Source organism: Burkholderia sp. CpTa8-5 (assembly GCF_017815045.1).
Taxonomy (GTDB): domain Bacteria; phylum Pseudomonadota; class Gammaproteobacteria; order Burkholderiales; family Burkholderiaceae; genus Burkholderia; species Burkholderia sola.
In genome coordinates, this window is sequence record NZ_JAGIQD010000011.1 from 91,076 (window position 1) to 105,576 (window position 14,501).

At 66.6% G+C, this 14,501-nt stretch carries 13 protein-coding genes and 1 tRNA gene; 5 read left to right on the forward strand and 9 right to left on the reverse strand.

Annotated features, from left to right (window positions below):
* Positions 1-85: 85 nt before the first annotated feature.
* From minE to J8I35_RS18580, 4 genes are all read right to left on the reverse strand, one after another.
* Positions 86-340 carry a cell division topological specificity factor MinE gene (gene minE / locus J8I35_RS18565; protein WP_006476634.1) on the reverse strand — a complete coding sequence of 85 codons (255 nt, stop codon included), beginning with the start codon at positions 338-340 and terminating at the stop codon, positions 86-88.
* A gap of 12 nt (positions 341-352) precedes the next feature.
* Positions 353-1,168: a septum site-determining protein MinD gene (minD, locus tag J8I35_RS18570; protein ID WP_006476635.1), complete on the reverse strand. Its 816-nt coding sequence runs from the start codon at positions 1,166-1,168 to the stop codon at positions 353-355.
* 59 nt (positions 1,169-1,227) lie between these two features.
* Positions 1,228-2,013: a septum site-determining protein MinC gene (minC, locus tag J8I35_RS18575; RefSeq protein WP_046545139.1), complete on the reverse strand. Its 786-nt coding sequence runs from the start codon at positions 2,011-2,013 to the stop codon at positions 1,228-1,230.
* A 170-nt stretch (positions 2,014-2,183) separates the two neighbouring features.
* The gene (locus tag J8I35_RS18580) at positions 2,184-2,807 is read right to left on the reverse strand and encodes a GNAT family N-acetyltransferase (protein WP_244140649.1); all 624 of its coding nucleotides are present in this window, start codon (positions 2,805-2,807) and stop codon (positions 2,184-2,186) included.
* Positions 2,808-3,364: 557 nt separating this feature from the next.
* Here J8I35_RS18580 and J8I35_RS18585 point away from each other — a divergent pair.
* Positions 3,365-4,525: an alkane 1-monooxygenase gene (locus tag J8I35_RS18585; RefSeq protein WP_209926494.1), complete on the forward strand. Its 1,161-nt coding sequence runs from the start codon at positions 3,365-3,367 to the stop codon at positions 4,523-4,525.
* Between the two features lie 382 nt (positions 4,526-4,907).
* Here J8I35_RS18585 and J8I35_RS18590 read toward each other — a convergent pair.
* Both J8I35_RS18590 and serS read right to left on the reverse strand, forming a co-directional pair.
* Positions 4,908-4,998: transfer RNA gene (locus J8I35_RS18590), tRNA-Ser, on the reverse strand.
* 115 nt (positions 4,999-5,113) lie between these two features.
* Entirely contained in the window at positions 5,114-6,415 is a 1,302-nt protein-coding gene (serS, locus tag J8I35_RS18595; protein WP_050011596.1) for a serine--tRNA ligase, read from the reverse strand.
* A gap of 247 nt (positions 6,416-6,662) precedes the next feature.
* On the opposite strand from serS, the gene J8I35_RS18600 reads away from it, so the two are divergent.
* Positions 6,663-6,932, forward strand: a complete 270-nt coding sequence (locus J8I35_RS18600; protein WP_050011597.1) for a DUF2164 domain-containing protein — start codon at positions 6,663-6,665, stop codon at positions 6,930-6,932.
* A 43-nt stretch (positions 6,933-6,975) separates the two neighbouring features.
* Here J8I35_RS18600 and J8I35_RS18605 read toward each other — a convergent pair whose 3' ends face one another.
* The 3 genes from J8I35_RS18605 to J8I35_RS18615 all read right to left on the reverse strand — a co-directional run bounded on the left by J8I35_RS18605 (position 6,976) and on the right by J8I35_RS18615 (position 11,567).
* Positions 6,976-8,286, reverse strand: coding sequence for a replication-associated recombination protein A (locus J8I35_RS18605; protein WP_011544833.1), 1,311 nt, complete (start codon positions 8,284-8,286; stop codon positions 6,976-6,978).
* A gap of 235 nt (positions 8,287-8,521) precedes the next feature.
* Positions 8,522-9,211 (reverse strand): outer membrane lipoprotein chaperone LolA, encoded by a 690-nt coding sequence (gene lolA, locus J8I35_RS18610; protein WP_069621125.1) that lies wholly within the window; start codon positions 9,209-9,211, stop codon positions 8,522-8,524.
* A 46-nt stretch (positions 9,212-9,257) separates the two neighbouring features.
* A complete protein-coding gene (locus J8I35_RS18615; protein WP_069621126.1) occupies positions 9,258-11,567 on the reverse strand; it encodes a DNA translocase FtsK in 2,310 nt (769 codons plus the stop codon).
* A 384-nt stretch (positions 11,568-11,951) separates the two neighbouring features.
* Between J8I35_RS18615 and trxB the strand changes: the two genes are divergently transcribed.
* The 3 genes from trxB (at position 11,952) to J8I35_RS18630 (ending at position 14,439) form a co-directional block, all read left to right on the forward strand.
* Positions 11,952-12,914 carry a thioredoxin-disulfide reductase gene (trxB, locus tag J8I35_RS18620; RefSeq protein WP_050011600.1) on the forward strand — a complete coding sequence of 321 codons (963 nt, stop codon included), beginning with the start codon at positions 11,952-11,954 and terminating at the stop codon, positions 12,912-12,914.
* Between the two features lie 135 nt (positions 12,915-13,049).
* Positions 13,050-13,829 carry a Smr/MutS family protein gene (locus tag J8I35_RS18625; protein WP_050011601.1) on the forward strand — a complete coding sequence of 260 codons (780 nt, stop codon included), beginning with the start codon at positions 13,050-13,052 and terminating at the stop codon, positions 13,827-13,829.
* Positions 13,816-14,439 (forward strand): trimeric intracellular cation channel family protein, encoded by a 624-nt coding sequence (locus J8I35_RS18630; RefSeq protein ID WP_089488245.1) that lies wholly within the window; start codon positions 13,816-13,818, stop codon positions 14,437-14,439. Before J8I35_RS18625 ends, J8I35_RS18630 begins: the two co-directional genes overlap by 14 nt.
* The last annotated feature ends 62 nt before the right edge of the window (positions 14,440-14,501 follow it).

The following is a 14,501-nucleotide window of genomic DNA, read 5'->3' on the forward strand; positions in this document are numbered from 1 at the left end:
GTGTTACGGCGTGCCCGAAAGTGCAACAGGGCGTAAGACGCGCACGGCGGCGGGCGCCGCCGTGCGGAAGGACACACGCTGAGCGTCAGGCTTGCGGGATCTCGATCTTCACTTCGAGGACTTCGAGGTCGTCCTGGCGCTCGAGGCTCACGCGGATGTCATCGTCCGAAATATGGACGTACTTCGAGATGACCGCGACGAGCTCTTTCTGCAGCGCCGGCAGGTAATCGGCCGGCGGCCGGCCGCCGACCCGCTCGTGCGCGATGATGAGCTGCAGGCGCTCCTTCGCGACCGATGCGGACTTCTTCTTCTCGCCGAGGAGAAACGAAAGGATGGACATGGGCGGCCTCCGTTACTTGCTGCCGAAGAGGCGCTGCAGCAGGCCCGGCTTCTGGTAATCGGTGAAGCGCAGCGGCTTGTCCTCGCCGAGAAAGCGGGCGACGACGTCCTTGTACGCTTCCGCGACGTCGGTGCCGTCGATATGCACGGCCGGCAGACCCTGGTTCGACGCATGCAGCACGGCTTCCGATTCGGGCACCACGCCGATCAGCTTGATGCGCAGGATCTCGCTGATGTCCTCGAGCGACAGCATCTCGCCTTCGCTCACGCGCTTCGGGCTGTAACGCGTGATCAGCAGGTGTTCCTTGATCGGCTCCTTGCCTTCGGTCGCGCGCTTCGTCTTCGACGACAGGATGCCGAGAATGCGGTCCGAGTCGCGCACCGACGACACTTCCGGGTTCGTGACGATCAGCGCTTCATCCGCGAAGTACATCGCGTGCAGCGCACCCGCCTCGATACCGGCCGGCGAATCGCAGACGATGTATTCGAAGTCCATCGCGACGAGGTCGTTCAGCACCTTCTCGACGCCGTCGCGCGTCAGCGCATCCTTGTCGCGCGTCTGCGACGCCGGCAGGATGAACAGGTTCTCGCACTTCTTGTCCTTGATCAGCGCCTGGTTCAGGTTCGCTTCGCCCTGGATCACGTTCACGAGGTCATACACGACGCGACGCTCGCAGCCCATGATGAGATCGAGGTTGCGCAGGCCGACGTCGAAGTCGATCACGGCCGTCTTGTGGCCGCGCAGCGCGAGACCCGACGCGAAGCTCGCGCTCGTCGTCGTCTTGCCCACGCCGCCCTTGCCCGAGGTCACCACGATGATTTTTGCCATTTACCCAATACCCTGTGTTCGTCAATGAGAGCCGATCGATCCGGAGCGCACCGCGTGAATCACGTCAGGCGCAGCGGTTCGATCATCAGTTTTTCCTCTTCGAGCCGGATCTGTACCGATTTGCCCAGTACGTCGGCGGGCAGCGGGTTCTCGGTCGTTCGATAGATACCCGCGATCGAAATCAGTTCCGGTTCGAGACACGTGCAGAAAATGCGCGCGTCGTGATTGCCGTGCACGCCCGCGAGCGCGCGGCCGCGCAACGGCGCGTAGATGTGGATATTGCCTTCCGCGATGATTTCCGCGCCGTGACTGACCGGCGCGAGCACCACGAGGTCTCCTTTCGCGTAAATCTGCTGCCCCGAACGCAACGGCCGGTCGATCACCAGCGTCTGGCCGCCGGCCTGCACGAGTGTCGGCGCGGGTTCCGACGGCTGTTCGGGCGCCGCTGCGGCTGCCGCAGCGGCGGCGGGCTCGACGGCTGGCACGGCCGCCGGTTCCGCTTCGTCGGCCGGTTTCGCGGCCGGCGCGCGGCGATCGCGCGCCTCCAGCAACGGCAGGCCGGCTTCCCCCGCCCAGCCCTGCGTTGCCAGTGCGACGACGCCCACCGGACGCATCCGCACGTCGTTCAGCATCTGGCGGATGTCCGCGAGCGCGACGCGCTCGCCGTCAGCCAGGCGGCGGACGTCGATTGCGACGACATCGTCGGCGAAAAACTCGGGAGTCGCTTCGAAGCGCTTGACCAGTTCGGTACGCAACGCGTCGAGATCGGTCGTCTTCACGGTGAACAGCAACGTATCGACCGATCCGCTGCGCAGCTCGAAGAATGGCGATTTTTTAAGCGACATGGACACTCTGCAAAAATTTTTTGCGTATTTTACAGGCGTCCACGCGAGCGGCCATTATTTTTGGGACTCGGGATTGCGGCGGCCCGGGCGGACGCGCAATCGGCAGGCGGGCAGGCCGGCGGGCGATCGGGCTTTCGTCGCGCCGCGCGGCGGGCTATTTCGAGGTCGGGTCAGTGCTTCACCTGCGACACGAACAGCGATTTCATCGCGCCGGGCATCCGCGCGATCGGCGCATGTTCACCGGTGTTGCCGAAACCGGCACGCTCGTAGAAGCGGATCGCGTTGCGGTTCGCATCGGCGATCCACGCGTAGACGTCGGTGGCGCCGCGCTCGGCGAGCCATGCGGTGGCCGTCTCCAGCAGCAGCACGCCGCCGCGCAGATGACGCACCGCATGCGCGACCCACAGTTCGCTGACGAACGCGCGCCGATCGGGCGTGTTGTCGAAATACGCGCCGATCATGCCGGCCGGGTGGCCTTCGGTGTACAGCAGGAAAGTCGTCGACTCGTCGGACACGGCGCGCTGCGCGGCGATCGCCGACGCCGCGTCCGTTTCGACGGTCAGCAATTCGGCCTCCGGCGCTTCGCCGGGCGCATAGGGCTCACGCAGCGATGCGGCGCGGAGTTCGCGATACACGCCGCCCTGATCGGCAGCGATACGACGAACGGTCAAGGTCGAACTCATGCAGGCACAGCCCCCTTCGGACAGCAAGCTAGTAGCTTCAACCGAAAGCGGGGCATGAGTCAAATCGTAATTTTCAAATGGCAGCGCGGATCGAAAGGCGGCAGATGTCATCAGCGACGACTCGCGGCGCCCGGTGTGCAGGTGCAGCATCGGGGCATCGACGCGCGCGACGACGGGACGGTGGGCGCGATCGCGTGATCCGGCGCTTTGCGTCGTTCTCCTTGCGATGCGCGGCCGACCGGTTTGGCACTGCGTTGGAACGTGTCGCCGTGGCCGTAATGCTACGTAATATAAGCCAACGAAAAGCGCGCGGCGCCCCTGCTTCGGCGGCCTCGTTATTGCGATGCAACATTCGTTGCAGCCCCGTCACACCGGCCTGTGCGCGCCGCACGCCGAGCCAATCGTCCGACGAAGGCGCCGCCGCGCGGATCGAGGCGCCGTCGTCAGCACGTTTCAATCGGCGCGTAGCGCCCCCTCCCGCCCTCCGGCCCGCGCACCTCGTCGTTTGGAGCGCCACGCCTAGCGCGGGGGTTTGGCAAGTGCGCGCACCAGTCGTATAACAGGCAGAACCGGGCAACGATCCGGCGCTGCCGCGCGCGTCGCGGACCACGAGGATTCGAACAATCTTGCATGCGGTCACCTGCGGGCCGGCCGACTGGAGGGAGACAATGACAATGACCGACGGATCGGCCTCGGGCTGGTCGGATGGCAAGCGTTACCTGTGGCTGCTCGGCGCGCTGACGATCACGCTGCCGATCCTCGCCGCGCAGCTCGCGCTGGCGACGGGCTTTCACGTGTTCTGGTGGTTCGGCCCGCTGTTCGCGTTCGGCGTGATCCCGATCCTCGACACGCTGATCGGCGACGATCGCGACAATCCGCCCGAAGCGGTCGTGCCGCACCTCGAACGCGAGCGCTATTACCGATACATCGTCTATCTCGCGACGTTCGTCGAATACGTTGCGTTCTTCATGTGCGTGTGGATCGTCGGCACGCACGCGCTCGCGTGGTACGACTACGTCGGCTTCGCGCTGTCGCTCGGCGCCGCAACGGGCATCTCGATCAACACCGCGCACGAGCTCGGGCACAAGACCGACCGCTTCGAACGCTGGCTCGCGAAGATCACGCTCGCGCCGGTCGCGTACGGCCACTTCTACGTCGAGCACAATCGCGGCCATCACGTGCGCGTCGCGACGGCCGAGGATCCGGCGAGCGCGCGCTACGGCGAGTCGTTCTGGGCGTTCCTGCCGCGTACGGTGACCGGCAGCATCCGCTCGGCGTGGCGGCTCGAACAGGCGCGCCTCGAACGGCTCGGGCATTCGCCGTGGACCTGGCGCAACGAAGTACTGCATGCATGGGCGATGACCGCCGTCGTGTGGGGCATCGCGATCGCGATGGCCGGCAAGGTCGTGATCCCGTTCCTCGTGATCCAGGCCGTCTACGGCGCGTCGCTGCTCGAAGTGGTGAACTACGTCGAGCACTACGGGCTCGGCCGCCGCAAGCTGCCGAACGGGCGCTACGAACGCTGCACGCCGCAGCATTCGTGGAACAGCAATCACGTCGTCACGAATCTGTTCCTGTACCAGTTGCAGCGGCACGCCGACCATCACGCGAATCCGACGCGCTCGTACCAGGCGCTGCGCCACTTCGACGATGCGCCGCAATTGCCGGCCGGCTACGCGACGATGATCCTGTTCGCGTACGTGCCGCCGCTCTGGTATCGCGTGATGAACCCGCGGGTCGTCGCGCACTATCGCGGCGACATGGCGCAATCGAATATCAAGCCGGCGATCCGCGACAGGGTGCTGGCGCAGTATCCGGCGGCGGGCTGATGGGTCGGCAGCACTGTGTAGAAGCCGGCGAGCGCTGCTTCAGACGGTCGGCGCGCCGGCATCCGGTTTCGCAGGCGCACGGTGCGGCAGCGACGCCGTCACCCGATTTCCGGCAACGCGAACATGGCCCGGTGACGACGGCAATCGGCCGGTCAGCAATGCAAAACCTTCAGGACTTCCGACAGTCAGTGCCGCACGGGCGACCGTATTCGTCATGCAGCGAGCCTGCATCGATGAGGCGGCACGATCGCGCCGCTATCGTCCGGCACGACGCGATGCGCCCGTAGCCGCCTGTCGTCACCGCATCCGCAATCGACGCACTGCACCGACGACCCAAAACGAAAAACCCCTTGATCCTTTCGGATCAAGGGGCTTCGTATTTTGGCGGAGAGGGTGGGATTCGAACCCACGGTACGGGGAAACCGTACGCCTGATTTCGAGTCAGGTACATTCGACCACTCTGCCACCTCTCCTTCCTTACTGCATTTCGCGGCTGGTCGTTTCCGCGAGAAAAAGATTATAAGACGATCGATTCGCAGCTGACAAGCCCTTTCTGCAAATTTTTTGCGAGGGCGCGAAAGACCGGCGTTACGACGCCTGCACCGGCGCGTCGATCCGCTCCATGCCGCCCATGTACGGACGCAGCACTTCCGGCACCGTGACCGAGCCGTCCGCGTTCTGGTAGTTCTCCAGCACCGCGACGAGCGTGCGGCCGACCGCCAGGCCCGAACCGTTCAGCGTATGCACGAGCTCCGGCTTGCCCTGCGCGTTGCGGAACCGCGCCTGCATCCGGCGCGCCTGGAACGCCTCGGTGTTCGAGCAGCTCGAGATCTCGCGATAGGTGTTCTGCGCGGGCAGCCATACCTCGAGGTCGAACGTCTTCGCGGCCGAGAAGCCCATGTCGCCCGTGCACAGCGTGATCACGCGGTACGGCAGGCCGAGCTTCTGCAGGATCGCTTCCGCGTGGCCGACCATCTCGTCGAGCGCCGCGTACGACGTTTCCGGCGCGACGACCTGCACCATCTCGACCTTGTCGAACTGGTGCTGACGGATCATCCCGCGCGTGTCGCGGCCGTACGAACCGGCTTCCGAGCGGAAGCACGGCGAATGCGCGGTGAGCTTGATCGGCAGCGCCGATGCGTCGACGATCGACTCGCGCACGGTGTTCGTCAGCGAAATCTCGGACGTGGAGATCAGGTATTGCGTGACCGTGTTTTCCGCACCGCCCTTCTCGACGCGGAACATGTCGTCCGCGAATTTCGGCAACTGGCCCGTGCCGTACAGGATCTCCGGGTTCACGATGTACGGCGTATACGTTTCGGTATAGCCGTGCTGCTGCGTGTGCGTGTCGATCATGAACTGCGCGAGCGCGCGGTGCAGGCGCGCGATCGGGCCGCGCAGCATCGTGAAGCGCGCCCCGGCGAGCTTCGCGCCCGTCTCGAAATCGAGGCCGAGCGGGGTGCCGACGTCGACGTGATCCTTCACTGCGAAGTCGAACTGCCGCGGCGTGCCCCAGCGGCGCGCCTCGACGTTGTCGGCTTCGTCCTTGCCGACCGGCACGCTGTCGTGCGCGACGTTCGGCATGCCCAGCATCAGGTCGGACAGGCGCGCCTGGATCTCGCCGAGCTTGGCTTCCGACGCCTTCATGTCATCGCCGATCCCGCTGACCTCGGCCATCACGGCCGACGTGTCCTCGCCCTTGCCCTTCATCGCGCCGATCTGCTTCGACAGGCTGTTGCGGCGCGCCTGGAGCTCTTCGGTGTGGGTCTGGATCGCGCGGCGTTCCGCTTCGAGTGCGGAGAACGCGGCGACGTCGAGGGTGTAGCCGCGATCGGCGAGGCGCTTGGCGACGCCGTCGAGGTCTTTGCGCAGCAACTGGATGTCGAGCATGGGAGGACTTGGAAAATCGTTGTGTAAGACGGGAATTCTAACGCACCGCGCGGCCGCCACGGCGTCGGCCGGACGGACAATGCCGCAAATGGGCAGCCATGGCAGTATCGCATTCGCGGTCCGCCGCATCGGCAGCCGGCGAATTGCTGCGCGCGTGGCCATGACGGATCGCACCACGCCCGCGCCGGCCGGCGGCAACCGAATCGGGCGGAGCGCCGGCTCCGCGTCACAGCTCCCAAGGAATCCGATGACCATCGAACTCGACAAGGATGTCCGCGACCGCGCGATCGCGTCGCTGCAACGTTATTTCACAGAAAACATGGACGAGCCGATCGGCAACATCCAGGCCGGCGCGCTGCTGCATTTCTTCATTCAGGAAGTCGCGCCGGCGATCTACAACCTCGCGATCGCCGACGCGCAGGAACGCCTGCATGCACGGGTCGCCGAACTCGACATCGAATGCCACGAAGAGCCGTTCGAATACTGGAAGAAACAGCAGCCCGCCCGCAAGCGCTGACGCCTGAGCGGCGGCGCGGATCGAACCGGCGCGCGCGGCGCCGTCAATCCTTCTTGCCGGCCTCGCGATCGAGCTCGCGCAGCCAGGCGAGCTTCTCGGCGATCTTCGACTCGAGCCCGCGCGGCACCGGCTGATACCAGCGCGGCTCGCGCATCCCGTCCGGCAGGTACGTCTCGCCGGCTGCGTACGCGTTCGGCTCGTCGTGCGCGTAACGATAAGCGTGGCCGTAGCCGAGCTCCTTCATCAGCCTGGTCGGCGCGTTGCGCAGGTGCACGGGCACCTCGCGCGACTTGTCCTGCTTCACGAACGCCATCGCCTGGTTGAACGCGTTGTAGCCGGCGTTGCTCTTCGCCGCGCACGCGAGATAGATCACCGCCTGCCCGAGCGCGAGTTCGCCTTCCGGCGAGCCGAGCCGCTCGTAGGTTTCGGCCGCGTCGTTCGCCACCTGCAACGCGCGCGGGTCGGCCAGGCCGATGTCTTCCCACGCCATCCGCACGATGCGCCGCGCGAGATACTTCGGATCCGCGCCGCCGTCGATCATCCGGCAGAACCAGTACAGCGCGCCGTCCGGGCTCGACCCGCGCACCGACTTGTGCAGCGCCGAAATCTGGTCGTAGAAGTTGTCGCCGCCCTTGTCGAAGCGCCGCGCGTTCAGCGTCATCGCGTTGCTGACGAAATCGGCATCGATCGTCGCGACCCCGGCCGACGTCGCCGCCGTCTGCGCCTGTTCGAGCAGGTTCAGGAAGCGGCGCGCGTCGCCGTCCGCGTAGCCGACCAGCGTATCGATCGCCTTGTCGTCGAACGCGAGGCCGTCGAGCGCGATTTCCTGCGCACGCTTCAGCAACTGGCGCATCTCGTCATCGTTCAGCGACTTCAGCACGTACACCTGCGCCCGCGACAGCAATGCCGAATTGACCTCGAAACTCGGGTTTTCGGTCGTCGCGCCGATGAAGGTCACGAGGCCCGATTCGACGAACGGCAGCAGCGCATCCTGCTGCCCCTTGTTGAAACGGTGGATCTCGTCGACGAACAGGATCGTGTGGCGGCCGGTACGGTTCAGCGTGTCCTTCGCCTGCTCCATCGACTCGCGGATGTCCTTCACGCCGCCGAGCACCGCGGACAGCGCGATGAACTCGCAGTCGAACGCGAGCGCGGTGAGCCGCGCGAGCGTCGTCTTGCCGACGCCGGGCGGCCCCCACAGGATCATCGAATGCGGCTTGCCCGATTCGAACGCGAGCCGCAGCGGCTTGCCTTCGCCCAGCAAATGCGTCTGGCCGATCACCTCGGCGAGCGTCTTCGGCCGCAGCGCCTCGGCGAGCGGGCGGCGCGGCTCGACTTGAAACAGGTCGGACATGAACCCTCGCTCCACATCAAACGGTCGCGGCCGAACCGGCCGCCGGACCTGACATTATGACAGCCGCGCGACGGCACCGCCGCGCGGCGCCCGCGCTTGCCCCGCGCCTGTTGCACGCGCCTGGTACCCGCGTCTGTTGCACGCGCCCGTTACACGCGTCCGTTGCACGCGCCCCAAAACAACACGGGCCTGCCGTCGCCGGCAGGCCCGTGTCGGGAAAACGGCGCAGCGAAGGTCAGCCGTTGATCACGTCCGCGCCCTTCGGCACGACGAACTTGAACGTATCGCCCTTCAGCGACGGGTTCGTCTGGATGTTCGTGAAGGTCAGCAGCGTCACGTTGCCGAACACGTCGTGCAGCTCCATCGCGGCGAGCGTGCCGTTGCGGAAACCGATGCCGATCCGCTGGAACTGCGTGTCCTGCGCCTTCGGCAGCATCTCGAGCCACTCGATGCCGCCCTTCTCGCCGGCATCGCGCAGCGTGTAGTTCTTGTCGAGATCGTTGCTGCCGAACAGGATCGCCGCGGGGCTTGCGCCCAGCGCGCCGTTCAGCTTGCGCTCGGTAACCTGGTTCAGGTCGCGGTCGTACACGTAGAGCTTGTCGCCGTCGGCCTGCAGCACCTGCTGGTACGGCTTCTGGTACGTCCAGATGAACTTGCCCGGCCGCGCGAACACGAACGTGCCGCTCGAATTGTCGGTGGGCTTCGGCGCGGCTTGCGCGGCGCTCGCGCCCTTGGCCGGCGCCTTGACGATCTGCTGCGTGAAATCGCCCTTCGCCGAACGCACCTGCGACACGAAGGCCTTCAGTTGCTCGGTGCCGCCCGCGAACGCGTGCGTCGCCGCGAGCATCAGCGATGCGCCGGCGAGCGCCGCGCCGAGCCAGCGCCGCGTCGAACGAAGGGAAGGGGCGAACGAAAGTTGCTGCATATTGCGGTTTTCTCCCTGGGTGGCCGGCGCGGCGGGCGCCGCGGACTCATTCCGCGTCGCGCGCCGGCACAAGAATTTCGCGGTTGCCGCTCGACGACATCGCCGACACGAGCCCCGACTGCTCCATCTGCTCGAGCAGCCGCGCCGCGCGGTTGTAGCCGATTCGCAGATGGCGTTGCACGAGCGAGATCGACGCGCGGCGGTTCTTGATGACGATCTCGACCGCCTGGTCGTACAGCGGATCAGACTCGCCGCCGCCTTCGCCGGTTCCCGCGCCGGCCGAGCCCTCGTCGCCGTCGGCGGTGCCGCCTTCGAGCAGACCCTCGACGTAGTTCGGCTCGCCCTGCTCCTTGAGCTTCTCGACGACGCGATGCACTTCATCGTCGGCGACGAACGCGCCGTGCACGCGCACGGGCAGCCCCGAGCCCGGCGGCAGGTACAGCATGTCGCCCATCCCGAGCAGCGACTCGGCGCCCATCTGGTCGAGAATCGTGCGCGAGTCGATCTTCGACGACACCTGGAACGCGATCCGCGTCGGCACGTTCGCCTTGATCAGGCCGGTGATCACGTCGACCGACGGACGCTGCGTCGCGAGGATCAGGTGGATGCCGGCCGCACGCGCCTTCTGCGCGATCCGCGCGATCAGCTCCTCGACCTTCTTGCCGACGACCATCATCAGGTCGGCCAGCTCGTCGATCACGACGACGATGTTCGGCAGGCGGCCGAGCGGCTCGGGATCTTCCGGCGTCAGGCTGAACGGGTTCGGGATCTTCTCCTCGCGCTTCGCCGCCTCGTCGATCTTGTTGTTGTAGCCGGCGAGATTGCGCACGCCGAGCTTGCTCATCAGCTTGTAGCGGCGCTCCATCTCCGCGACCGTCCAGTTCAGCGCATGGCCGGCCTGGCGCATGTCGGTGACGACCGGGCACAGCAGGTGCGGAATGCCTTCGTAGACGCTCATTTCGAGCATCTTCGGATCGATCAGGATCAGGCGCACCTGCTCGGCGGTGGCCTTGTACAGCAGCGACAGGATCATCGCGTTGATCCCGACCGACTTGCCCGAACCGGTCGTACCGGCCACCAGCAGGTGCGGCATCTTCGCGAGATCCGCGCACACCGGCTTGCCGCCGATGTCCTTGCCGAGGCTCAGCGTCAGCGCCGACGACGCGGCCGCATACACCTCGGAGCCGATGATCTCCGACAGGTGCACCGTCTGCCGGCGCTGGTTCGGCAGCTCGAGCGCCATGTAGTTCTTGCCGGGAATCGTCTCGACCACGCGGATCGACACGAGCGACAGCGAACGCGCGAGATCCTTCGCGAGGTTGACGATCTGGCTGCCCTTCACGCCGGTGGCCGGCTCGATCTCGTAGCGCGTGACGACCGGGCCCGGATACGCGGCGACGACGCTCGCCTCGACGCCGAAGTCCTTCAGCTTCTTCTCGATCAGGCGCGACGTGAATTCGAGCGTATCGGCGGAAATCGCTTCCTGCGTCTTCGGTGCCGGGTCGAGCAGCGACACCGGCGGCAGCGTCGAATCGCCCGGCAAGTCGGTAAAGAGCGGCACCTGGCGCTCGCGCTCGACGCGCTCGGACTTCGCCGGCGTGACGACCGGCGGCACGATCGTCACCGGCTCGTGATCCTCGATACGTACGCGCTCTTCCTCGACCTTGCCTTCGCGGCGCACCGCCGCGGCCTCGCCGAGCTTGCGGTCGCGCTCGGCCTCGCGGCGCAGCTTCGCGACGTTGACCGCGGACAGGATCGCACCGCCGACGCGCTCGGCGACCGACAGCCACGAGAAACGGAAATACAGCGACAGGCCGATCGCGAGCGCGATCAGCAGCAGCAGCGTGCCGCCCGTGAAGCCGAACGCATGCGACATCGCACCGGCGACGGCCTCGCCGACGACGCCGCCCGGCGCGCGCGGCAACTGCACCTTCAGCGACCACATGCGCAGCGCCTCGATGCCGTCGCACGCGAGCACGACCAGCACGAACGCGAAGATCTCGGTGAGCCAGCCGATCGGCCGCTCCGGTTCGTCGGGAATCGCGTCGTGGCGCGTGATGCGGCGGTAGTTGACGGCGATGCGCCGCCCGAGCGGCACGATCAGCCAGTAGGCCGACAGGCCGAACAGCAGCAGGATGATGTCGGCCGTCCATGCGCCGACGCGGCCGGCCCAGTTCGAGATGTGATCGACCTGGGCGGCGTGCGTCCAGCTCGGATCGCGCCGGCTGTAGCTCAGCAGGGCCATTACCAGAAAGGCGCAGAGCGCGACCTGGAGAATCCAGCGGATCTCCGTGAGGAGCTTCGACATCCGGTGCGGCAACGCCTGTGCCTGGGCGGAATAAGGAGCTTTTGCCATGAATCCGTATAAAGAGGACGGGCCGTGCGCCCGCCTGTCGTTCGATCGCGCTTATTGTAAACGCTGCACCGGGCCGCCAAGTGTAAATGACGGTTACATAACGGGGACGGCATGCCGAACCGGCGCGGCCGGCCGCCACCGGGCCGGATGCCCGCCCTTGCGACAACGCGCCGCCGCATGGCAGGCTGCCGCCCGGCCCGTTGCCCCGGTACGGACGGCACGCCGCGAAACGCTATCGCCACGATTGAAACTCTCGTTCGGCAGCGCAGCAACGGGGCCTTTATAATGCGCGTCTGATACCCATCTATGACGGCATCCCGGTCAACCCGGACCGTCCGGCGAGCCTTATCCCGCCCGCCGCAGCCGCCTTTTACGGATTCGCACATGTCCACGCCCAAACACGCCAAAGTCCTGATTCTCGGTTCCGGCCCCGCCGGCTACACGGCTGCCGTCTACGCGGCACGCGCCAACCTGTCCCCGGTGCTGATCACCGGCATCGCGCAGGGCGGCCAGCTGATGACCACGACCGATGTCGAAAACTGGCCGGCGGACGCGAAGGGCGTGCAAGGCCCGGAACTGATGGCGCGCTTCCAGGAGCACGCGGAGCGCTTCAACACCGAAATCGTCTTCGACCACATCCACACCGCGAAGCTGCACGAAAAGCCGATCCGGCTGATCGGCGACTCGGGCGAATACACGTGCGATTCGCTGATCATCGCGACCGGCGCGTCCGCGCAGTATCTCGGCCTGGCCTCCGAGGAAGCGTTCATGGGCAAGGGCGTGTCGGCCTGCGCGACCTGCGACGGCTTCTTCTATCGCAACCAGGAAGTCGCGGTGATCGGCGGCGGCAACACGGCCGTCGAGGAAGCGCTCTACCTGACCGGCATCGCGAAGAAGGTCACGGTGATCCACCGCCGCGACAAGTTCCGCGCGGAGCCGATCCTGATCGACCGCCTGCTGGAGAAGCAAAAGGAAGGCGTCGTCGACATCAAGTGGGATCACGTGCTCGACGAAGTGACGGGCGAGGAATCGGGCGTCACGGGCCTGCGTATCAAGAACGTGAAGACCGGCGCGACGGAAGACCTGCACGTGCAGGGCGTGTTCGTCGCGATCGGCCACAAGCCGAACACCGACCTGTTCCAGGGCCAGCTGGAGATGAAGGACGGCTACATCCTGACGAAGAGCGGCCTGCAAGGCAACGCGACGTCGACGAGCGTGCCGGGCGTGTTCGCCGCGGGCGACGTGCAGGACAACGTGTACCGCCAGGCGATCACCAGTGCGGGCACGGGCTGCATGGCCGCGCTCGACGCGCAGCGCTACCTCGAAAGCCTGCACGACAAGAAGTAAGCGGGGAGCCTTGCCGCGGCGGGCGCTACAATGGCGTCCGCTGCCGCGAAGCGGGCTCGACCGGAAAGCCGCTGCCGCCGCGCAGCGGCTTTTTTCTGCCCGCGCGCCCGAACGCGCCTGCCCCGTTACCGAATCATGGCGAAGAACCAGCCCCATCCGAGCGATCCCGCGAAGCGGAAGATCGCTGCCCGTCCCGTGACCGCGGCGCCCGCCGCGCCGCCGCCCGCGCCCGATGCGGCCGCGTTGCGCGGCCAGGGCCTCGCGGGCCTCGGCGCATTGCGCAAGTCGCTGCAAGGCGAAGCCGATCGGCGCGAGCGCGCGCGCATCGAAACCGTGCAGGCCGAGCGCAAGGCGGAAGCCGACGCGAACCTGTTCCGCAACGAAATCGGCACGATCCGGCCGCTGAACGCGCCGCCGCGCGCGTCGTCGGGCCGCATGCCGCCCGACCCGGTGCCGAAACAGACGCAGCGCGACGAGGAAGCCGTGCTGAACGCAACGCTGTCCGACGAATTCGATCCCGAGACGCTGCTCGACAGCGACGACTCGCTGTATTACCACCGCCCCGGCATCAGCCGCGACGTCGTGCGCAAGCTGAGAAGCGGCGCATGGATCGTGCAGGCGCAGATCGATCTGCACGGGATGCGGCGCGACGAAGCGCGCGATGCGCTCGCCGAATTCATCCGCGAAGCCGGCAAGAAAGGGCTGCGCTGCCTGCGCGTGATCCACGGCAAGGGGCTCGGCTCGATCGGCAAGGAGCCGGTGCTGAAAGGCAAGGTGCGCGCGTGGCTCGTGCAGAAGGAAGAAGTGATCGCATTCTGCGAGGCGCGCGGCCACGACGGCGGCGCGGGCGCGGTGCTGGTGCTGCTGCAGCCGCACGCGGCGCCGGCCGACCGGGGGCCGCGTGCCGCATCCTAGGCTGACGCTCGCGATCGCGATACTGGAGGCGATCGCTACGCTGGCTTTCGCGATTTCGGGGTTCATCGAGGCGCGCAAGAACCGCCTCGACTCGGTCGGCACGTTCGTCGTCGCGCTCGCGACCGCCTTCGGCGGCGGCACGCTGCGCGACATCCTGCTCGAGCGCCGGCCGTTCTACTGGGTCGTGCACGACGACTACGTGATCGCGATCTTCGTGCTCGCGCTGTTCGCGCCGTTCGTGCTGCGCATGCTGTCGCGGCTGTCGGCCGAACGGCTGCTGCTGATCGCCGACGCGATCGGGCTCGGCATCTTCAGCATCTCGGGCACGTCGATCGCGCTCGACGCCGAGATGCCGCGCTTCATCGCGGTGATGATGGGCGTGATCACCGGCGTGGTCGGCGGGATCGTCCGCGACGTGCTGTGCAACGACATCCCGCTGATCCTGCGCGATTCGCGGCCGTACGCGACCTGCGCGTTCGTCGGCTGCTGGTTCTACCTGCTGCTCGTGTGGCTGCAGGTCGACTCGGTGTACAGCGTGCTGCTCGCGACCGGCTTCATCCTCGTCGCGCGGCTCGCGACGTTCAAGTTCGACGTGCGGTTGCCGCATTGACCTGACCGACGCATCCGCGGACGAATCGTCCGCATCGCGGAAACGAAAAAGGGGCCGTTCAT

Coding starts and splice junctions, on each gene's coding strand:
- minE (WP_006476634.1), bottom strand. CDS start 340: ATGTCCATCCTTTCGTTTCTCCTCGGCGAGAAGAAGAAGTCCGCATCG.
- minD (WP_006476635.1), bottom strand. CDS start 1,168: ATGGCAAAAATCATCGTGGTGACCTCGGGCAAGGGCGGCGTGGGCAAG.
- minC (WP_046545139.1), bottom strand. CDS start 2,013: ATGTCGCTTAAAAAATCGCCATTCTTCGAGCTGCGCAGCGGATCGGTC.
- J8I35_RS18580 (WP_244140649.1), bottom strand. CDS start 2,807: ATGACATCTGCCGCCTTTCGATCCGCGCTGCCATTTGAAAATTACGAT.
- J8I35_RS18585 (WP_209926494.1), top strand. CDS start 3,365: ATGACAATGACCGACGGATCGGCCTCGGGCTGGTCGGATGGCAAGCGT.
- serS (WP_050011596.1), bottom strand. CDS start 6,415: ATGCTCGACATCCAGTTGCTGCGCAAAGACCTCGACGGCGTCGCCAAG.
- J8I35_RS18600 (WP_050011597.1), top strand. CDS start 6,663: ATGACCATCGAACTCGACAAGGATGTCCGCGACCGCGCGATCGCGTCG.
- J8I35_RS18605 (WP_011544833.1), bottom strand. CDS start 8,286: ATGTCCGACCTGTTTCAAGTCGAGCCGCGCCGCCCGCTCGCCGAGGCG.
- lolA (WP_069621125.1), bottom strand. CDS start 9,211: ATGCAGCAACTTTCGTTCGCCCCTTCCCTTCGTTCGACGCGGCGCTGG.
- J8I35_RS18615 (WP_069621126.1), bottom strand. CDS start 11,567: ATGGCAAAAGCTCCTTATTCCGCCCAGGCACAGGCGTTGCCGCACCGG.
- trxB (WP_050011600.1), top strand. CDS start 11,952: ATGTCCACGCCCAAACACGCCAAAGTCCTGATTCTCGGTTCCGGCCCC.
- J8I35_RS18625 (WP_050011601.1), top strand. CDS start 13,050: ATGGCGAAGAACCAGCCCCATCCGAGCGATCCCGCGAAGCGGAAGATC.